This is a genomic window from Paraburkholderia sp. RL18-101-BIB-B, assembly GCF_046026985.1.
Taxonomy (GTDB): domain Bacteria; phylum Pseudomonadota; class Gammaproteobacteria; order Burkholderiales; family Burkholderiaceae; genus Paraburkholderia.
Map to the genome: position 1 here is coordinate 100,252 of NZ_JARESV010000013.1, position 20,707 is coordinate 120,958.

A 20,707-nucleotide genomic window follows, 5' to 3' on the forward strand; every position below is an offset into this window, starting at 1 on the left:
AGCGCAGCAATCGACCGTGCTAGGCTACGCGTAGCTATCGTCCCGCGTGGTAAATTCCGGCGTCAGGCAGGAAAAGAAACACCGAACGTTCACGTTGCCCGAATATCCGCGTCCGCTCGCTCGTTTAGTCAGAACGCAGGCGATATAAGGTGGATCGATGACCGACGTTAACCCGCGTATTGTCCGGCAGCGGCGCCTGTGCGTCGCGCTATGCGGCTGCGCCGCAGTGGCCGGCTGCATGGTCGGTCCTGACTACCGCTCTCCCCCCGCGCCCGCTACCGACACCTACACCGCCTCGCCGCTGCCCGAGCAGACGGCCTCTTCCCCGGGAGCCGCCGGCTTGCCGCAGCGCTTCGTGCCGGGACAGGACATTCCCGCCGCCTGGTGGGCCCTCTTTCATTGCGAGCCGCTCGACACGCTGATCCGTCAGGCTCTCGTCAACAGTCCGAACATCGCGGCGGCGCAAGCGGCCCTGCGGCAGGCGCGCGAGAACTTCTCGGCGCAAGCGGGCGGCACCCTTCTGCCCAGCGTCGACGCGCAACTCGGCGCCACGCGCGAAAAATTCAACGGCGTCACATTCGGCGAGCCCGGACTCGTCGAGGAGTTCAATCTCTACAACGCATCGGTGAACGTGTCGTACAAACTCGACGTGTTCGGCGGCACCCGGCGCGCACTCGAAGCGGTGCACGCGCAAGTCGATTACCAGCGCTTCCAGTTGCAGGCGGCCTATCTCGCGATGTCGGCGAACATCGTGACCGCGGCCGTCAAGGAAGCGTCGCTGCGCGCCCAGATCGAGGCGACCGAGCAGATCGCCGCGCAAGAAGACGAGCAACTGGGCGTACTCGGCAAGCAGTTCGAACTTGGGGGCGTGGGCCGTACGACGGTGCTCGCGCAGCAGACCCTGTTGGCGCAGACCCGCGCTACGCTGCCGCCGCTGCAACAACAACTCGACCAGGTGCGTCACCAGCTCGCCGTGCTGGCCGGCAAACTGCCCAGCGACACCGCGTTGCCCGAATTCAGGCTCGAGATGTTTTCGTTACCCGAAACGCTGCCTGTCAGCCTGCCGTCGGCCCTGGTGCAACAGCGGCCCGACATTCTCGCCGCCGATGCCGTGCTGCATCAGGCCAGCGCGCAAATCGGCGTGGCCACCGCGGCGATGTATCCGCAGATCACGCTGTCGGCCAGCTACGGCGCCGAGGCTCTGACGCCGGCACAGGTGTTCAAAGCCGGCAGCACGATCTGGAGCATCGGCGCCGGCCTGCTGCAACCGGTCTTCCACGGCGGGCAACTGAGCGCGCAGAAGCGCGCAGCCGAGGCGGCGTACGAGCAGGCCGACGCGCAATATCGTGAAACGGTGCTGCTGGCGTTTCAGAACGTCGCGGACTCGCTGCGCGCGCTCGATCACGACGCGACCGGCCTGAAAGCGCAGACGGATGCCTGGCATGCCGCCAACGACTCGCTGGAACTCACGCGTGGGCAGTACCGCGTCGGCGGCGTGAGCTATCTATCGCTTCTCGATGCCCAACGCCAGTACCAGCAAACCGTGGTGAGCCTCGCTCAGGCTCAGGCAGCCCGCTACGCCGACACCGCGGCCCTCTTCCAGGCGCTCGGTGGCGGCTGGTGGAACGCCGCCGCGCCGGCCACCGCCGCGACCACGCATTGACGCATTGCCATAGCCCGACGGGACACTCGCTTCACCGCTCTTTGCAACACGCGCCGTCAGAAACGAAGGAACGAAAGGACGAACCGTCCGGCGCTTTCGCCCAATGCCGTGCAAGGACATCACGATGACCGAAAGAAAACCGCTGACAAAACGGATGGTGATCATGCTGATCTGTGTCGGCCTGCTGCTGGCCGCGCTCGTCGGCTTCAACGTGTTTCGCACGCATATGTTCGCCAAGTTCATGGCGGGCAACTCGGCGCCGCCCGCCACCGTCTCGGCAGTCGTCGCCGGTTATCAGCAATGGCAGCCGCAGCTTGCGGCGGTCGGCAGCCTGCGCGCCGTGCGCGGCGTCGATGTCACCACCGAAGTCGCCGGCCTCGTGCGCGAGGTGGCATTCAGCTCGGGACAGGAAGCGAAAGCCGGACAAGTGCTTGTCAGGCTCAACGCGGACAGCGACGTGGCGCTGCTCCAGTCGCTCCAGGCAGCCGCAGAACTCGCGCAGACGGTCTACATGCGCGACAAGGCGCAGTACGACATCAAGGCGATCGCCAAGGCGCAGCTCGACGCGGACGCCGCCGACCTCAAGGGCAAGAAGGCGCAAGTCGCGCAACAGGCCGCGCTTGTCGACAAGAAGATCATTCGCGCGCCGTTTGCGGGACGTCTCGGCATCACCACGATCAATCCGGGGCAGTACATCAATCCGGGCGATGCGATCGTCACACTGCAGGCAATCGATCCGATCTACGCTGATTTCTACGTGCCGCAGCAGCAGCTCGGGCAACTCGCGATCGGCCAGACCATCGTGGTCGACACTAACGCCTACAGCGGGCAAACGTTCAAGGGCAAGATCCAGTCGGTCAGCCCGAAGGTCGACAGCACCACGCGCAACGTGCAGATCGAAGCCAGCGTGGACAACCACGAGCGCAAGCTGCTGCCGGGCATGTACGCGAACGTGAAGATCGACGCGGGCGCCGGACAGCGCTACCTGACGCTCCCGCAAACCGCGATCACTTACAACCCCTATGGCGCGACCGTGTTCATCGTCAAGCCGGGCACGCAACCCAATGCACAGGGCAAGGCGCTGCCCGTCGCGCAGCAGGTGTTCGTCACGCCTGGCCCGACGCGCGGCGATCAGGTCGCGATCCTCAAAGGCATCGACGCCGGCACGCAGGTCGTGACCAGCGGTCAGCTCAAGCTGAAGAACGGCACGCCGCTCGTCATCAACAACAGCGTGCAGCCGTCGGACAATCCGAACCCGGCGCCCCAGGAACAATAGAGAGACCGCGCGATGACCTTCACCGATCTCTTTATCCGCCGGCCCGTGCTTGCCTCGGTCGTCAGCCTGCTGATCCTCGTGCTCGGGTTGCGCTCGCTGGCCGCGCTGAAAGTCAGCCAGTATCCGCAGACCGAAAACGCCATCGTGACGATCACCACGGCCTACTACGGGGCGAGCGCCGACACCATCGCCGGCTTCATCACACAGCCGCTCGAGTCGGCGATTGCCCAGGCGCAAGGCATCGACTACATGTCGTCGACGAGCAGCACCGGCGTGTCGACCATTATCGCAACGCTGCGCCTGAACTACGACGCGAACCGCGCGCTGACCGAGATCAATACGCAGATCGGCTCGGTGCGCAACCAGTTGCCGCCGCAGGCGCAGCAGCCGGTGCTGACGATACAGACCGGGCAGACCACCGACGCGATGTACATGGGCTTTTACAGCGACGTGCTGCCGAGCAACAACGTCACGGACTACCTGTTACGCGTCATCAAGCCCAAGCTCGATTCGATCGAAGGCGTGCAGACGGCTGAAATCCTCGGCGGCCGGCAGTTCGCGTTGCGCGCGTGGCTCGACGCGACGCGGCTCGCCGCCCACGGCGTGACGGCAGCCGACGTCTTCACGGCGCTCGGCAACAACAACTATCTCGCGACGCTCGGCACGACCAAGGGGCAAATGGTCAGCGTCGATCTGAACGCGGGCACGGACCTGCACACCGTCGACGACTTCAAGCAACTCGTCGTCAAACAGAAGAACGGCGCGATCGTGCGCCTCGAAGACGTCGCGAACGTCGTGCTCGGCGCCGACAGCTACGACTTCAATGTCGCGTTCAGCGGCAAGCGTTCGGTGTTCATCGGCATCAAGGTCGCGCCGGACGCCAATATTCTCGATGTCGCCAAGCGCGTGAAGGCCATCTTTCCGGGGCTGCAGAAGCAGTTCCCGACCGGCATGACGGGCGAGATCGTTTATGACGCAACCGATTTCATCAACACCGCGATCGTCGAAGTCATCAAGACGCTGGTCGAGGCGCTGCTGATCGTCACCGCGGTGATTTTCCTGTTCCTCGGCAGCTTGCGCGCGGTCGTCGTGCCGCTGATCGCAATGCCGTTGTCGCTCATCGGCACGTTCTTCGTGATGCAGTTTCTCGGCTATTCGATCAATCTGCTGACACTGCTCGCGCTCGTGCTCGCGATCGGGCTCGTGGTGGACGACGCGATCATCGTCGTCGAGAACGTCGATCGCCACATGAAGGAGGAAGGCAAGGCGCCATTCGAGGCCGCGCTGATCGCCGCGCGCGAACTCGGCGGCCCGATCCTCGCGATGACCGTCGTGCTGATCGCCGTGTATGCGCCGATCGGTTTTCAGGGCGGCCTGACCGGCGCCCTCTTCACCGAGTTCGCGTTCTCGCTGGCCGGCGCGGTGACGGTGTCCGGCGTGATCGCGCTCACGTTGTCGCCGATGATGTGCTCGCGCTTCTTTCGCGCGGACCAGGAGTCGGGACGCTTCGCGCGCTTCGTCGACCGCCAGTTCGAACGCCTTCATCGTGGCTACGGCCGTCTGTTGCACGCGACGCTCGACACCTGGCCCGTATTCACCGTGATGGGCGCGCTGCTGCTCGGCGGAACGGTCTACCTGTTCATGACGTCGAAATCGGAACTCGCGCCGCAGGAGGATCAGGGCATCGTACTGTCGCAGATCCAGGGGCCGCCGAACGCGACCATCCAGCAGATGCAGACGTACGCGGACCAGGTATTCGACATATCCAAGGCCTTGCCTGAATACTCGCAGATGTTCCAGCTCACGGGCTCACCGACACTCAACCAGGGAATCGGCGGGGTGCTGTTCAAGACATGGGATCAGCGCAGCAAGGGCGCGACCGCGTTGCAACAGGAATTGCAGCAGAAATGGAATGAGATTGCCGGGGCACGTGTCGCGGCATTCCAGTTTCCGCCGCTGCCGGGCTCGCAGGGCTTGCCGGTGCAGTTCGTCATCAGCACGACCGAGCCTTTCGAGAACCTCAACGAGGTATCGCAGGCAGTTCTGCAACAAGCCCGCGCGAGCGGGATGTTTTTCTTCGTCGACAGCGATCTCAAGCTCGACAAGCCGGAAGCCACGCTCGTCGTCGACCGCGACAAGGTCGCTTCGCTCGGCCTCTCGCAGAGCGACGTCGGGCAGGCCCTCGGGTCGGCGCTCGGCGGCGGCTATGTCAACTACTTCTCGATCGCCGGGCGCTCGTACAAGGTGATTCCGCAGGTATTGCAGACCGACCGCCTGAATCCTTCACAGGTGCTCGATTACTACCTGCGCACGCCGGACGGCAGTGTCATGCCGGCTTCGACGATTGCGCATCTCGAACACAACGTCGTGCCGGAATCGATCAACCACTTCCAGCAACTCAACTCGGCGACGATCTCCGGCGTGATCGTGCCGGGCGTGTCACAAGGCGAGGTCCTCGACTTTCTGCGCAAGGCGACCGCACAGGCAGCACCAGCAGGCTATTCGGCGGACTACTCGGGGCAATCGCGGCAGTTCGTGCAGGAGTCCGGCGGTTTTATCATCACGCTGATGTTCGCGACGATCATCGTGTTCCTTGCGCTCGCGGCCCAGTTCGAAAGTTTCCGCGACCCGATCGTGATTCTGATTTCGGTGCCGATGGCGCTCTTCGGCGCGCTGATCTTCATCAACATCGGCTTGACGACGCTGAACATCTACACGCAGGTCGGGCTCGTCACGCTGATGGGGCTCGTCAGCAAGCACGGCATTCTGATCGTCCAGTTCGCCAACGAACTGCAACATGCCGGCAGATCGAAGCGCGAAGCCCTGGAAGAGGCGGCCGGCGTGCGGCTGCGCCCGATTCTGATGACCACGGCGGCGATGGTGCTCGGCGTCCTGCCGCTCGTGGTCGCCTCCGGGGCAGGCGCCGCGGGCCGCAATGCGATGGGCCTCGTGATCTTCACGGGGCTGTCGATCGGCACGCTCTTCACGTTGTTCGTGGTGCCCGCGATGTATATGTTTCTCGCCGCCGATCATCATCAGGACGCCGGAGCGCCGAAGGCGGGTCAAGGCAATCCAGCGGATCACGCTTGACGCCAGGTTACTTCGGGCTCGGGAAGCCAAGAGCGTCCGCCTTCGTTCTCAGCTCCGCGAAACGGCCGCCCACCGGGCTCACTGACGTATCGGGGACGGTGCTTCCCGGCGTGACCTGGCTCTTGTCCAGTTCTCCGATGCCGGTCACGACCGAAGCGCCGGTGGACGCCGACGCCGCGCACGCCGCGCCGAAAACACCCTGCGTGACGGCGATGGCAGGCGCGTCGGTGCGTGGCGCGTCCGCCAGATCCAATGCGTACGCCAGGTTGACCGTTCCCGGATCGCTTCCCCGCACGCCGAGCGGGTCGAGCCCGAAGCGCCAGGCAAGCAGTTGATGGATCGAACTAGGATCGAACGGATAGCGCGACACGCTGTTCGCCCGCACACGCGGTCCGAGCAGCACGCAAGGCACGCGAAACCCGAGCCGCCCGTCGTTGCCCAACGCGCTTTCGGCGGCCGACACCGTCCTTATCGGCGGCGCGACATGTTCCATGAAGCCGCCCCACTCGTCGTAGACGATGATCACGAGCGTCTTGCTCCAGTTCGGGCTGGTGCGCAGCGCATCGTAGATCTGCCCCAACAGCACCTGGCCGTTGCGGACGTCGGCATGCGGATGGTCGTCGTTCGACGTCCCCTGTGCTTCGCCGCCGAAACTCGGATCGACCATACAGAACGACGGCAAGGTGCCCGCGGCGGCATCGGTCAGGAAATCGGCAAACAACTTCGAACGGCCGACATAGCGGGTTCCGTAGAGCGCCGTGAACGGCACGTCGTGGAAGTAGTACGTCGACGAGATGTTCTTCGCGTCGAGACGGTCCCAGATGGTCGGCAATGACGAGGTGTCGAGCGTGTCGGAAAGGCGGTCCGTTTCACCGCTATGCAGGTAGACGCGATTCGGGTAGGTGTCGGCAAGAATGCCGCTCATGTAATAGTCGCAGACGGTGTATTGCGCGACAGCCCCCTGGTAGAACTCCAGATCCGTGGCCTGGAAATAGCCGATCGGCAGCAAGTCGCCAGGCGTGAGGCTGGTGGCCGGCGTCAGCAGGAAGCCGTTCATTGCGCCGTTTGCGAGGTGGGTGCGCCCGGCGTCGTACGCGTGATCCGGGTCCGCGTATGCGCAGCCCTGGAAGCCATAGGCCGCATTTGCCGTGAGCGCGAACGACGCGCGGGCCGTGCCGAACGCATCAGTCAACGTGCGCCCAGCCTGCGCGCTTTCGGCGTTCGGCACCCAGCCGAGCAGATGATCGAAGGAACGGTTTTCCATCGTGACGAGGACGATATGGTCGATGCCGGAAGTCGACGGATCGGGCAATGGAGGACGCGGAAGATTGGCGCGATCTGGCGGGATCGCTCCGATCGCAGGATTGGTCGACCCGCCTGACCCGGAGTTGCCGCCGCCACCTCCGCCGCAAGCCGACAACGCAATAGAACTTGCCAGCGCAGCGAGAATTTTCCGGCGTGCAGGATCAGGCGGATTGGTGGGCCGAGTGCTCATTTTGTTTGTCTCCAGGGTCGATGTGCAACTCGCGCGGCTGTATTCGTTCGTGCCGCCGCGCGACTCCGTCGACCGAAGTAGCATTTAACGTTCCCCTCCCCCGAGCGGATTCCGGCCGCGATGCCGACAGGCGAAATCACACGCATTCGCAGACGTGGATTGCAGCGCAGCGTGACCGGCCCTTGTGAGGCACCCGTCGACCCCCTGTGCCGCTCGTGCAATCAAAGCGGCCAAATGTTTGGCGTATCAGTGGTTAACATATGTTGCATTAAATATTTTTTTGGCAACATATGTATCAAATCGGCCGCGCACACGCGCAGAGACGGGCTCTTACCACGATGGGGAAATTGTTATGAAACACAGGCTGTTGATGGCCCTCGCGACTTTTGCCGTTGTTTCGACCACCGCCTCGGCGCAGGAGACGCAGTCGACCCTGGCAAAAATCCAGAACGGAAATTCGATTTCGATCGGCCACCGCGAAACATCCGTGCCGTTTTCGTACGTTGATACGAATAATCAGGTGATCGGATTTTCCCAGGATATTTGCAACAGAATCATCGACGCGGTGAAGGCCAAGACTGGCCGCCCCGATCTGCGCGTCCGCTTCATACCGGTCACCTCGCAGAACCGCATTCCACTCGTGCAGAACGGCACCGTCGACCTCGAATGCGGGGTGACGACAAACCTGACGGCCCGGCAAAACCAGGTCGCGTTTTCCAACACGTTCTTCGTTGCCACGACGCGTCTCCTGACGCGCAAAGACTCCGGCATCAAGGATTTCGCCGATCTTACCGGCAAGACCGTCGTGACCAACCAGGGAACCACGTCAGAACGTCTCCTCAGGAAAATGAACGAGGAGAAAAAGATGAACATGCAGATCATCAGCGCGAAAGATTACGGTGAAGGCCGTGTCACGCTCGAAACCGGCCGGGCCGTGGCCTACATGATGGACGACGTCCTGCTTGCCGGCGCGCGCTCGCTGACGGCCAAGCCCGCCGACTGGGTCATTGTGGGAACGCCTCAATCGTCCGAAGCGTATGGCTTCATGCTCCGCAAGGACGACCCGGAGTTCAGGAAGCTGGTCGACGACGTCATGATTCACGAGATGAAAAGCGGCGATATCAAAGCCATGTACGACAAGTGGTTCATGAAGCCGGTACCGCCGAAAGGCATCAACTTTGACTTTCCCATGAGCGAGGGACTGGAAAAATTGTACGCAGCGCCGAACGACAAGTCGTTTGATTGAGACTGGGCTAAAAATCGACCACGCTGGTTCCGGGAACACCTAAACTGAGTTGGTGCGCTCGTCTGGACTACGTCGAACGCGTACCGTCCGCATTGGAGACACCATGACCACCAACTCAACTACTGAGAGTGCCGATAACGGCATCGTCACCTTTGCAAGCGCGCGCTCCGGTGCCGCAACAACCGAGCGCCTCCAACAGTTGATCCGGGAACGGGGGCTGATGCTTTTCAGCTGCATCGATTTCAGTGGCGACGCCGAGCGAGCCGGGCTCGCGCTAAGCTTCAGTCGACTCGTGATCTTCGGCAACCCCAAGGCTGGTACGCCATTGATGCAATGCGCGCCTACTGCTGCGCTGGATCTTCCGCTTAAGGTACTCGTCTGGGAGGATACCGATGGCCGTACATGGTTGTCGTTCAACTCGATCGAGTATCTCCGCCAACGTCATGGACTTCCGGATGATTTGATGAAGCCGCTCAGTGGCGTGGTCGCTCTGGTCGAGGCAGCCGCTGCGCATTGACTAGGCGGAGAAAGACAATCCATCGCCCGCAGGACAGGCCTCCCACCAGCAATAACCATCGCGGCAGGCCCGGTCCGGGCGAGCCGATCGCAGTCCTGCGACAGAGCCTCTCCTGGCGGGTGCAATGACGAGATAGTCACCGCGAAGACTCTCTCATGCCTCCATCACGTTGGTTCAATAAAGATACCAGATATGATATGCTAGGGCATAGTCAAGCAGGATCAGCCATGAAACGCAAAAGTCTCGAAGGGAATCTCTGTGCGATCGCCCGGGCGCTCGATGAAATTGGCGACTGGTGGTCGCTGCTCATCATCCGCGACGCGACGGCCGGCATAGGCCGCTTCAGCGAGTTCCAGCGCAGCCTCGGAATCCCCAAAAATATCCTGTCGGCCCGTCTGAAATCAATGGTCGAACAGGGGGTGATGGAAATTGTCCCCGCCTCGGATGGCAGCGCATACCAGGAGTATGCACTGACCAGCAAAGGGGAGGCTTTGCTCCCCGTGCTTGTCGCGCTCGGTCAGTGGGGCGCCGAATATCTGTTCGAACCCGGGGAGCGCGGCTCCATCCCTTTGGATGCCAAGAAAAAGCGGCCTCTCAAGCGGCTAGCGATGATGTCGGAAGACGGGCGCCATCTCCATCCGAAGGATGTTCTGGTGCCCCGCATCGTCTTCATGAACTAGCCGGCGGTGAGGGCTGCATCGGTTTAAAGAATGGACTCATCCAGACGCGTCAGAACGATTCCTTGAACGGCCGCAGGTCGATCTCGTGAGTCCACGCAGTGGGGTGTTGCAGATACAGTTGCCAGTAAGTCTCGGCAATAGCATCGATGTTCAACAGACCATCCGTTCCTCGCTGGGCAACGGCGTCTGGACGCAGGTTCTTCAGCCTGGCTCCGTTGATGCCACCATCGATCACCACATGAGCGACATGCAGGCCTTGTGGTCCGAATTCCCTCGCCATGCTCTGGCTTACCATGCGAAGCCCCGCCTTCGCCGCTGCAAAATGCGCGTAGCCGGGCTTTCCTCTCAAGCTACCCGACGCTCCGGTGAAGATGATCGTACCCTGGCGTTGAGGCAACATAAGGTTCGCCGCCTCTTTGCCGACCAGAAAACCGGCAAGACAGCCCACACGCCAAAAGTCCTCGAATTGAGCGCTGGACACCTCCTGAAACGGGATGTGCTGGTTGTTTCCGGCGTTGAAGACCACGACACTGGCTGGTGAGCGCCCGACACCAGGAGACGACGCCAGCTCGAATAGCCGCAGGACATCCTCTTCGTTCGTAGCATCCACCTGAACCGGCGTTCCGTTTCCGTCAGCGAGGCCCGCCACTACCTGTTCGAGCTTGCTCATAGTACGGCCGCCCACTAGCACATGGAAGCCACCACGCGCGAATCGGCGCGCGACTGCGGCGCCAAGGCCTTCCTCCGAGCCAACGCCCACCACTACTGCGGTTGGTTGCATCTTCATCTCCTGTCAAGTCAACACATCGAGCACAGCACGATCGAAAAGAGTTCGGCGTTCGTTACTAGCGTGAGAAGGATATCCATCTCACGCGACGGCAGCCTGCGGATTCGTACGGCCGACGATGTAGACCATCATGACCGCAAGGGCCAGAATCAGGACACCGAGCCACATCGAACCGCGCAATCCAACTTTATTGACTACGATGCCTCCGGCCAGCGAGCCCAATCCTATCGACAGCTGGAACACGCTCGTGTTCATCGCCTGCGCGGCTTCAGGCGCATGCAAGGTCGCGTTATATAGCCACAGCTGAGTTCCCACGGGAGCCATTCCCCACGAAAGAGCCCATATCAGCAACGCCGCGCCAGCGAAGATGGGGCTGGTTGCGAAGACTGCCATCGCAGCGAGAGACAACACGAAGATCCACACCGTGGCGACCACCGTGCTATGCAGGTTCCGCCCGGCGAAGGCACCGCCGGCAAAATTCCCGACGACAGTAGACACGCCGTACGCGAACAGCAGGCCGCTGACGATGGCGGCATCGAGATGAGTGATCTGTTCCAGGTAAGGCGTGACGAAAGTGTAGCCTGCGTACTGCCCGGCAACGATGAAGATCACGGTCAAGAAGATCGCCCGGATCTTTGGGTCCTTCAGCAAGCCAAAGAAGTCACTGACGCTTACCCCTTCTTTCATCTTGAGCGTCGGAAGAAAAACGAGCTGCAAGATGAAGCAAACAACGGCCAGGATGCTCGCGCCAAGAAATCCGTCACGCCAATCGGCATGAGCACCGATGTAGGAGCCGGCCGGAACTGCGATCACAGAACCGATCGATATGCCGGCGAACACGAGCGACGACGCCGCGTGCACCTTCTCCGGCGCAACAAGCTTCGCTGCCGCGGTAATGGAGATGGCCCAGAACCCACCTACCCCAATGCCGAGGATGATGCGGGCGATCAGTAGCGTCGCGAAGCTTCCGGCAGTCCACGACAATACGCTGGAAATGATGAGCAAGACCGTGAGACCAAGCAGGACGAGCTTGCGGTCGGCTTTGCCGATTGCAATCGCCGTTACCGGCGCGGCGATAAAGCCGAGTACCGCGGTGGCAGTGACCGCTAGCCCGGCTGTTCCTTCGGCCACGCCCAGATCGCGGGAGATTCCCGACAGCAACCCAACCGGCAGAAAACTCGGTGACAACCAGCGAGAGCGCGCCAAGCGCAATGGCCAACACGCCAGGCCATGAATACTCCTGGGTGTTGTCGTCTGAAACGTGTTGTTGAAGTGACATTGCTCTCTTCCTCTAAGCTAAAAAATCACTGAAGCCAATCCAGCGTCGGATCGATTGCCTCTCGGTGCATGATCGATCAATTCGGTTTGATCTTATTGTATCTAGTCTTGTTATACAACCACAACGAGATGATTTTCGTGCATGACAATTATGCACGAAATAGATCTAATGTCCTTTAATTACCCCATTTTTCCACGGTTACCACCCTCCAAATCGACAACATACCATTCCAGAATTTCCCCTACGAACTGGTTGCGTTACTAAACCATTGTTGTTACGCTCCTCCACATGGTTTCATAACGAAACCAGATAACGGACCTCTTGCCAACGTGGCTCGGCCGTAAAATCACTTGGAGAAACACATGACTTCCAACCAGAACCGACTGTCGATCGACACTGTGACCCCCAGCTATTGGCGCGTGATCATCGAGAATCCGCCAATCAATCTCTACGACCCGGAGATGTTCGCGGAACTCAATGTCCTGATGGACAAGATCGACGCCGACCGTGATCTGAAGGTTGTTGTCTTTGAAAGTGCCAACCCCGACTACTTCGTTGCGCACTACGATCTCGATCGTGGCGAGGTCATCCCGGAACAACCGGGCGCCGCTGAATTTAGCGCGTGGCCGAAATTCGTCACCCGGCTGGCGCAATCGCGGGTCGTCAGCGTGGCCAAGCTTCGTGGGCGCGCCCGCGGCCACGGCTCGGAACTCGCCCTGGCATGCGACATGCGTTTCGCGTCGAAGGAAAGGGCTGTGCTCGCACAGGTCGAAGTTGGCGTGGCGGTGGTCCCCGGCGGCGGCGCAACCGAATGGCTCTCCGCTCTGGCCGGTCGCTCACGCGCGCTGGAAATCATCTGCGGCGCGGACGATTTCGACGCCGACACCGCGGAGAAATATGGTTGGGTGAATCGCTCGATTCCTGACGCCGAGTTGGACGCTTTCGTCGATAACTTTGCCCGGCGTGTCGCGAGCTTCGAAAAGCGCGCGCTCGAACTGGCGAAGAAGCTCGTCAATGCGCGCGCCGGCATTCCGTCCGAAGCGGAGCGCTGGTCCTCGAATCAGGCCTTCATCGGCACGACCTCCTGGCCGGAAACGCAGGCTCTGATCGGCAAAATGTACGAGAAAGGTCTGCAGAAGGAAGGCGACTTCGAGCTTCGGCTGGGTCATCACGTCGGGCACGAGGCGCGATAAGCAAGCCTACGACTTCACGCCCCCAAGTGGCGCCATCGGTGGAATGGCGCCGCTTTGCATATGGGAATCCGGGATGTACGCCCGATCGTCTACGTAGCCCGTGACTAATGGTCGCCCAGGGAGCCTTACTTCCGAAGCGTGAAACGATAACGACTAGTTGCGACTAATTGCCAGCAGCGCTCGAAGATCGCCCGCACCATGCGGGCAGAAAAATCCAGTGATTGCAGGTTTGAGCCGACTGCGCACGCTCCCCTTGCGCAGTCAGCCTGTGAGCCGGCGAAAGGCCCCGTAACTTTCGACATTCGAAGTCTGGTACGCTGCGGCCTTTGCTACCGCTTGCATTCGACTCGATGGAAACCCCTTTCAATGATCGTGGCGTGTCGGTCACGCGCAACGCACTTTCGTCCGCCGGCCAGGTCTTTCCGCTGCGCGATATCGTGGACGTGCGGGTCGTCACCGTGCCGAAGAACAAGGTCTTGCCGCTCACGATTTCGCTGCTTGGACTCGCCGGCGCTATTGTCGGCGCGATATTGCGCTCGCCGGTCGGCATGGTGTGCGGCACGATGCTGGTCGTGGTCGGCTGGCTCACCTGGCTGACCCAGGACATCACGCATCGTCTGATGGTGCGAACGGCGAACGGCGATCGCGAAGCGCTGTCGAGCACCGATCGCGATTTCGTCGAACGCGTCGGCGTGGCCGTGAACGAGGCGAAGGCCACGGCTGCGGCGCCGAAGGTTTGATGCCGCGGTTCGCCGCTGTTTGCCGCGTTACCACACCACACGCAGTCCGCGCGTTAACACAATTTTAATTCGCCGCGCGGCAGCTTTTGCGCTTCCTTGAGACGCGCGCCGTTATTGTGGGCGGGTGCCAACAACGCGCGCCGCCCGCCGGGTCGGCGCAACCCTATGCCCCCCTCCGTCGCCACGTCCGATCTCCCCATCACGCGCACGTCCTCGCGCACCCAGCGCGCGCCGCAAGCGCCGCACATGGCTCGCCGCACGCATATCGTCGTGCCACTCGTCATTATCGACGTCACCGTGCCCGGCAGGTCGTCGGCCGACGGACGGCGCGCGTTGCACGCCGCGCTCGGCGACGACCTGCGTCTTTATGTCGTCACCATCGACCAGCAACGCGAGCGCGTGACCTTCCGCGTCGAAGTCACCTCGCGCACCCTCGAAGACGTGATCGGCCTGCTGACCGTCAAACTCGATCGCGCCACGCTCGGCCGCGCGCAATCAACCGTGATCCGGCGTCCGCGCGACTATTGATGTAGATCGACACGTGCACGGGCCGGTTGCCTGCCGCGCCCGCGCCTTCACACATCTTTGCAATTGCACCCGAGCGGCCATGTAGAGTCGCCGCTCCTGTTATCGCGTGTTCCCTTCCGCAGGTTCGCAAGCGTCCCGGTTTCACCGCCCACGCCACGGCCAATCCAGCCAGATTGCCGCTCGTGCCGTCCGCCTCACAGCGTGCGATGCCTCGCCTTCGTCAGGGACCCGCCTTTTTGCAAAGCGTGTGATCTATGTTCCTGTCGTCTCTCGATACCGCGCGCCGGCATTTACGCCTCGCCCTGCGTCATTCCAGCGCGGCCGCGCTTGTCGTGACCGGGGCGCTCGCCGCACTCAGCGGCTGCGCCGTCACCTTCCCCACGCCCACGCCGCCCGCGCCAACCGCCTCCCTGATCAACGGCGGCCAGGACGGTCTGCTGATTCCGCTGCAAGTGGAGCGCGTCGACGCAGGTCACGCGCGCCTCGGCCTACCGATCCAACTCGATGGCAAGCCGGTGTATGTCGCACTGGACACGGGCACGCAGGGCGTGCGCGTGCTGAAGTCGGTCTTGCCGGCCACAAATTATCCGAACGCCGGTCCATCGAGTTCGCTGCCTTTGGCGAACGGCGCGCAAGTTTCCGGCGCGGCCGTGAAACTGCCGATGAGTCTCGCGGGCACGAAGCCGGCGCAGATCGACGTACAAGCCGTCGAAATGGTGAACTGTCAGCCCAACGCCCGGCGCTGCGTAGGCATGGACGGCTACACCGGTGAATTCGGCTGGGCGTTCTCGGGTCTGTTCGGCGTTGGCGCGGCGCAATCTGATGACACGTGCTGCACGCAACCGCTGCGCGCGTTGCCCGGCAATATCGGTCAGCGCTATCTGGTGCACTCGAACTTTGCGAAACCTTACCTGGTGCTGAGTCCGTCGAGCGCGATCACGAAGGACTACACGATGGTGCCGTTGACTGTCCCCCAAGACGGCACCGCGCAATGGCCGAGAGGTTGCGTGAACGTCGGCGACAAGATGACCTTTTGCGCGCCGCTGGTGTTCGCCACGGCGAGCACCGACATGATCCGCGTCGAAATGGACAAGGCGCCGAACTGGACCGGCGACGACGAAGCGGGCAAGGTGCTCAATCAGGGCAACTACAACGCGGCGGTCGGCACGGGCAAATGGGTGCATCGCTATGAAGGCGCGCAAGTGACGATCGTCAAGGCGAAACCGGGCGCCGACCGCATCGTGATCGGCCTGATGGGCATGCAGAATATCGACGTGCTGTTCGACTTCCCGCATGGCCAGATGGGCCTGCGTGCCGCGAACGGCGTCGAGCAGTTCGCGCAGTAGCCACACTGGCAGCAGCCAGTAAAAAAAGGCCGTGCGATTCATCAACAATCGCACGGCCTTTCCACTCCGAGACTGAAACGAGGCAAGCGTCTGCTATTCGATATTCAGCGGATTCACATGCCAGATATTGCGTGCATATTCGCCGATCGTGCGATCCGACGAAAACTGACCCATGCCCGCCACATTCTCGATCGCGCTTTCGGCCCACGCGCGCTTGTCGACGAAGCGGGCGTCCACCTCGTCCTGCGCCTTGGCGAACGCGGCGAAATCGGCGAGCACCATGTAGTGATCGCCCCAATCGACCAGCGTGTGGAAAATATCCGAGAAGCGCAGCGGATCATCCGGTGAGAAGAAGCCCGTGCGGATCTGGTCGAGCGCCGTGCGCAGTTCCGCGTTTTCTTCGTAGATTTGCCGCGGCCGGTAGCCGGTGGCGCGCAGGTTGTCCACTTCGTCGGCGGTGTGGCCGAAGATGAAGATGTTCTCGCGGCCCACCGCATCGCAGATTTCGATATTCGCGCCGTCCATCGTGCCGATCGTCAACGCGCCGTTGAGCGCGAGCTTCATGTTGCCGGTGCCCGACGCCTCCGTGCCGGCCATCGAAATCTGCTCCGACAGATCGGCGGCCGGAATGATCAACTCCGCCACGCTCACACCGTAGTTCGGCACGAACACCACTTTCAGGCGGTCGCCCACTAGCGGGTCGTGATTGACCTTCTCGCTGACGTCGCCGATCAGCTTGATGATCGTCTTCGCCATCCGGTACGCGGACGCGGCCTTGCCGGCGAACATCACCACGCGCGGCACCCAGTCGCGCTCGGGATTCGCGCGAATCTGGTTGTACCGCACGATCACGTGCAGCACGTTGAGCAGTTGCCGCTTGTATTCGTGAATGCGCTTGACCTGCAGATCGAACAGCGCATCCGGATCGAAATGCAGTTTCGTGTGATGCGCGAGACGGTGCACGAGCCGCAATTTGTTTTGCCGCTTCGCTTCGCGGAAGGCCTCGATAAAGCCACTGTCCGTGCGCAGGTTGCGCAGTTGCTCCAGTTCGAACAGATTGCTGCGCCAATGCTTGCCGATCTGCTGATCGATCAGCGACGACAGCGACGGGCTCGCCTGCGCGAGCCAGCGGCGCGGCGTGATACCGTTGGTCACGTTGGTAAAGCGGTCCGGATAGATGCGCGCGAAGTCGGCGAAGATATCGCGCGTCATGAGTTGCGAATGCAGCTTCGAGACGCCGTTCACCTTGTGGCTCGCAACGATCGCCAGATACGCCATACGCACGCGCCGCTGCCCGTATTCGTCGACGAGCGAAATGCGGCGGATCATCTCGGCGTCATGACCCGACTGCTCGCTGACGTGCTTGAGAAATTGCGCGTTGATCTCGAAGATGATCTCGAGGTGCCGCGGCAACAGGCGCGCGAGCATCTCCACGTCCCACGTTTCGAGCGCTTCGGGCATCAGCGTGTGATTCGTGTACGAGAAGATCTGCGTGACATGCTTCCATGCCTTGTCCCACTGCAGATGGTGGACATCCACCAGCAAACGCATCAACTCGGGAATCGCCAGCACGGGGTGCGTATCGTTCAGATGCACCGCCACTTTTTCGGAGAAGCGCCCGAACGTGCTGTGCGTGCGCTGATAGCGGCGAATCAGATCCTGCATGGTCGCCGAGACGAAAAAGTATTCCTGCCGCAGACGCAACTCGCGGCCGGCCGGTGTCGAGTCGTCCGGATACAGCAGGCGCGAGACGTTCTCCGACATGTTCTTCGTGTCGACCGCGTTGCGGTAGTCACCACGATTGAACGCGCCGAGATCGAGTTCTTCCGTCGCGCGCGCGGACCACAGGCGCAGCGTGTTGGTCGCGTCGGTTGCGTAACCCGGAATGACGGTGTCGTACGCGGTGGCGTTCACGTGCTCTGTGTCAATCCATTCGACATGCTCGCCACGCTGTACCGTGCGGCCGCCGAAGTGCACCATGTACTTGATCTCGGGCCGCGGAAACTCCCACGGATTACCCGCGCGCAACCAGTAGTCCGGCGCTTCGACCTGCTCGCCGTTGACGATCTGCTGACGAAACATGCCGTATTCGTAACGAATGCCGTAGCCGAAACCCGGAATGCCGAGCGTCGCCATCGAATCGAGAAAGCAGGCCGCCAGCCGGCCGAGGCCGCCGTTGCCGAGCGCGGCGTCCGGCTCGATATCGGTCAGCGCATCCATGTCGACGCCGAGACTCGCGAGCGCTTCCTTCATCTGGTCATGAATGCCGAGAGCGAGCAAGGCGTTCGTAAACGTCCGGCCGATCAGGAATTCCATCGACAGGTAGTAGACGCGTTTCACGTCCTGTTCGTATTGCAGGCGCGTGGTCTTCATCCAGCGCGCGACCAGCCGGTCGCGCACGGCAAGCGCCGCGGCGTGCAGCCAGTCATGCGGATGCGCGGTGACGGCGTCCTTGCCGACGCCGTACATCATGCGATTGGAAATTGAGCGCCGTAGCGCGTCGACGGTACTGTTGAGCTGGTCGAATTCCAGATCGACGGCTGTCATCGAAGCCTCCGGGAAAAAAGACGCGACATACGCGAACCGCACAGATGACGGGCGGGAGGCGCGTGCCGGTCAGGCGGGTTAAGAAGCAGAGTACGACATTTTACGACCACCGGACACTGGCGAGCGCGAGCGCTTGGTTACGCACATGCCATGCCTACCGACATCAGCCGGCGCGGCGTTTTTTCGCACGCGCGAGGTGCAAGCCACGTGTGCGTGGCACTGCGCGCGTGCATCGGTTGCGCAAAACAGGCAAACGATTGCGAATCGTCCAATGCGCATTGAATGGAAGGCAACGCCATTATTTTTTCGCCGCGTGACGCGCGGATGAATGAGCCGATGGGCCGGTGCGTGGTCAAATGGAAGCGCCTCGTCTGCTAAGCGATTGTGCCGGAATGGCATGTGACACCGCGAGCGCGCAGCAGTTCGCGGATGGCGGCGGGCTTGACCGTTAGTTGCATTAATGACCGCGTGATCAGCACCCTCTCCGCCCAGGTCCCAGCACGATTTCCGCGTCTCTGTAACAATCACTACATTCGTTGCGCGCCCCGCCTGAAACGCGTCAAACGCTGGATTCGGGCCAACGCGCCACACGCCTCGCAACTCCTGCCACTCCCGCGCCGCGCGCCTCGACTCGTCCGGCTGCGCGCGGGCATGCTCAACCCGACGAACCACCGCCTTGTCCGACAAACCCAGCGCCACCGCCGCCCAGCCCTTCCCCGCGGACGTTCCGATGTCCGCCGCCAACCGCCGCGCGATGGCCGCGATCATGCTCGCCGTCGCGCTCGCCACGCTCGATACCGCCATCGCCAACACCGCGCTGCCCGCCATTGCCGCGGACCTGCATGCGGCACCGGCGGCGTCGGTGTGGATCATCAATGCGTATCAGCTCGCGATGGTCGCGACGCTGCTGCCGCTCGCCGCGCTCGGCGATATCGTCGGGCATCGGCGGATCTATATCGGCGGCATTGCGCTTTTCACACTGGCTTCGCTGGCGTGCTCGCTAGCGACGACGCTGCCGCTGCTGGCCGCCGCGCGCGTCCTGCAAGGCCTCGGCGCGAGCGCGATCATGAGCGTGAACACCGCGCTGATCCGCTATCTGTTTCCGCCGCACCGGCTCGGACGCGGTCTGGGCACCAACGCGCTGATCGTCGGCGTGTCGTTCGCAGTCGGGCCGACGGTGGCGTCGCTGATTCTGTCCGTGGCCGCGTGGCCGTGGCTGTTTGCGGTCAACGTGCCGCTCGGCCTGCTGGCGTTGGGCTTCGCGTGGCCGGCGTTGCCGCACACCGAGCGCGGCAAGCACAACTTCGATCCGGTCGCGGCGCTCCTGAACGTCATCACCTTCGCCGCGTTGATCTTCGCGCTCGGCGAGGCGGCCCAGCGCGCCTCGACGCAACTGGTGCTGAGCGCGGCGGCGATTGCCGTGGTGTTCGGTCTGCTGCTGATTCGCCGCGAAGCGGGCCATCCGGCGCCGATGCTGCCCGTCGATCTGTTCAAGCGGCCGGTGTTCGCGCTGTCGGCGGTGACGGCGGTTTGCTCGTTCGCCGCGCAAGGGCTGGCGTTCGTCTCGCTGCCGTTCTACTTCGAGGACGTGCTGCATCGCAGCCAGGTCGAAACCGGCTTTCTGATGACGCCGTGGCCCGTGGTGGTCGCGCTGGCCGCGCCGCTGGCGGGCAGCCTGTCCGACCGCTATCCGCCGGGACTGCTCGGCGCGATCGGTCTCGCGGTGATGTCGGCGGGGATGGCGTCGCTGGCGCTCCTGCCGGTGCATCCGCACGTTCTCGACATCGGCATCCGCATGGCGATTTGCGGCGCGGGCTTCGGTTTCTTCCAGTCGCCGAACCTGAAGGCGTTGATGGCGAGCGCGCCGCCCGAGCGCAGCGGCGGCGCAAGCGGCATTGTCGCGACCGCGCGGCTGCTTGGGCAGACCACCGGCGCGGCGCTCGTCGCGTTGAGCTTCGGGATTGCCGGGCGGCATGGGCCGACGCTGGCGCTGAGCACCGGCGCTTTCTTCGCGGGCGCGGCGAGCCTCGCGAGCGGCCTGCGTTTGCTGGCGCCGTCGCATCGGTCGGGGGCGCATGCGAAAGCGTCGATGAAATGAAAAAGCGGGCGCGCTGGGGTGACAGTGCGTCCGCTTTGTTTTGCTGATTCTCGTTGCTGCTTTTGTTCGGCGCCTCGTCTTGCGATCCGGCTTTGCGGCTGTTGCCAGCGGCATTGATACGCGGCGTTCCCGTGCCTCAGTCTTCACCTCGCATTGCCGACCAACTTTGCGCCCAGACTTTTGCGAGCGCGGCCGTTTAAAAACTTAAGTTCGACCGCGCTC

At 62.4% G+C, this 20,707-nt stretch carries 15 protein-coding genes; 11 read left to right on the top strand and 4 right to left on the bottom strand.

Annotation, left to right across the window (positions count from 1 at the left end):
• Nucleotides 1-157 precede the first annotated feature (157 nt).
• The 3 genes from P0D73_RS20255 (at nucleotide 158) to P0D73_RS20265 (ending at nucleotide 6,029) form a co-directional block, all read left to right on the top strand.
• The gene (locus tag P0D73_RS20255) at nucleotides 158-1,663 is read left to right on the top strand and encodes an efflux transporter outer membrane subunit (protein ID WP_408432696.1); all 1,506 of its coding nucleotides are present in this window, start codon (nucleotides 158-160) and stop codon (nucleotides 1,661-1,663) included.
• Between the two features lie 124 nt (nucleotides 1,664-1,787).
• A complete protein-coding gene (locus P0D73_RS20260) occupies nucleotides 1,788-2,939 on the top strand; it encodes an efflux RND transporter periplasmic adaptor subunit (RefSeq protein ID WP_408177002.1) in 1,152 nt (383 codons plus the stop codon).
• Nucleotides 2,940-2,951: 12 nt separating this feature from the next.
• A complete protein-coding gene (locus P0D73_RS20265; protein WP_408177000.1) occupies nucleotides 2,952-6,029 on the top strand; it encodes an efflux RND transporter permease subunit in 3,078 nt (1,025 codons plus the stop codon).
• 7 nt (nucleotides 6,030-6,036) lie between these two features.
• On the opposite strand, the gene P0D73_RS20270 is transcribed toward P0D73_RS20265, so the two are convergent.
• Nucleotides 6,037-7,524, bottom strand: coding sequence for an alkaline phosphatase family protein (locus tag P0D73_RS20270; protein WP_408176999.1), 1,488 nt, complete (start codon nucleotides 7,522-7,524; stop codon nucleotides 6,037-6,039).
• A gap of 370 nt (nucleotides 7,525-7,894) precedes the next feature.
• On the opposite strand from P0D73_RS20270, the gene P0D73_RS20275 reads away from it, so the two are divergent.
• The 3 genes from P0D73_RS20275 to P0D73_RS20285 all read left to right on the top strand — a co-directional run bounded on the left by P0D73_RS20275 (nucleotide 7,895) and on the right by P0D73_RS20285 (nucleotide 9,967).
• Entirely contained in the window at nucleotides 7,895-8,770 is an 876-nt protein-coding gene (locus tag P0D73_RS20275; protein WP_408176998.1) for a glutamate/aspartate ABC transporter substrate-binding protein, read from the top strand.
• A 103-nt stretch (nucleotides 8,771-8,873) separates the two neighbouring features.
• A complete protein-coding gene (locus tag P0D73_RS20280) occupies nucleotides 8,874-9,287 on the top strand; it encodes a DUF302 domain-containing protein (RefSeq protein WP_408176997.1) in 414 nt (137 codons plus the stop codon).
• 227 nt (nucleotides 9,288-9,514) lie between these two features.
• On the top strand, nucleotides 9,515-9,967 hold the full coding sequence (locus P0D73_RS20285) for a winged helix-turn-helix transcriptional regulator (protein ID WP_408176995.1): 453 nt from the start codon (nucleotides 9,515-9,517) through the stop codon (nucleotides 9,965-9,967).
• Between the two features lie 49 nt (nucleotides 9,968-10,016).
• Here the strand turns inward: P0D73_RS20285 and P0D73_RS20290 are convergent, their stop codons facing one another.
• Together P0D73_RS20290 and P0D73_RS20295 are read right to left on the bottom strand one after the other, a co-directional pair.
• Nucleotides 10,017-10,748: an SDR family NAD(P)-dependent oxidoreductase gene (locus P0D73_RS20290; RefSeq protein ID WP_408176994.1), complete on the bottom strand. Its 732-nt coding sequence runs from the start codon at nucleotides 10,746-10,748 to the stop codon at nucleotides 10,017-10,019.
• 87 nt (nucleotides 10,749-10,835) lie between these two features.
• The gene (locus P0D73_RS20295; protein ID WP_408176993.1) at nucleotides 10,836-11,960 is read right to left on the bottom strand and encodes an MFS transporter; all 1,125 of its coding nucleotides are present in this window, start codon (nucleotides 11,958-11,960) and stop codon (nucleotides 10,836-10,838) included.
• A gap of 435 nt (nucleotides 11,961-12,395) precedes the next feature.
• Between P0D73_RS20295 and P0D73_RS20300 the strand changes: the two genes are divergently transcribed.
• The 4 genes from P0D73_RS20300 (at nucleotide 12,396) to P0D73_RS20315 (ending at nucleotide 15,840) form a co-directional block, all read left to right on the top strand.
• Nucleotides 12,396-13,226: an enoyl-CoA hydratase/isomerase family protein gene (locus P0D73_RS20300; RefSeq protein WP_408176991.1), complete on the top strand. Its 831-nt coding sequence runs from the start codon at nucleotides 12,396-12,398 to the stop codon at nucleotides 13,224-13,226.
• 350 nt (nucleotides 13,227-13,576) lie between these two features.
• Nucleotides 13,577-13,966 carry a DUF6232 family protein gene (locus P0D73_RS20305; RefSeq protein WP_408176990.1) on the top strand — a complete coding sequence of 130 codons (390 nt, stop codon included), beginning with the start codon at nucleotides 13,577-13,579 and terminating at the stop codon, nucleotides 13,964-13,966.
• 165 nt (nucleotides 13,967-14,131) lie between these two features.
• Nucleotides 14,132-14,494 (top strand): hypothetical protein, encoded by a 363-nt coding sequence (locus P0D73_RS20310; protein WP_132382190.1) that lies wholly within the window; start codon nucleotides 14,132-14,134, stop codon nucleotides 14,492-14,494.
• Between the two features lie 254 nt (nucleotides 14,495-14,748).
• Nucleotides 14,749-15,840, top strand: coding sequence for a hypothetical protein (locus P0D73_RS20315; protein ID WP_408176989.1), 1,092 nt, complete (start codon nucleotides 14,749-14,751; stop codon nucleotides 15,838-15,840).
• Nucleotides 15,841-15,933: 93 nt separating this feature from the next.
• Here P0D73_RS20315 and P0D73_RS20320 read toward each other — a convergent pair whose 3' ends face one another.
• Nucleotides 15,934-18,387: a glycogen/starch/alpha-glucan phosphorylase gene (locus P0D73_RS20320; protein ID WP_132382186.1), complete on the bottom strand. Its 2,454-nt coding sequence runs from the start codon at nucleotides 18,385-18,387 to the stop codon at nucleotides 15,934-15,936.
• Nucleotides 18,388-19,117: 730 nt separating this feature from the next.
• Between P0D73_RS20320 and P0D73_RS20325 the strand changes: the two genes are divergently transcribed.
• Nucleotides 19,118-20,485, top strand: coding sequence for an MFS transporter (locus P0D73_RS20325; protein ID WP_408177225.1), 1,368 nt, complete (start codon nucleotides 19,118-19,120; stop codon nucleotides 20,483-20,485).
• Nucleotides 20,486-20,707: the final 222 nt, after the last annotated feature.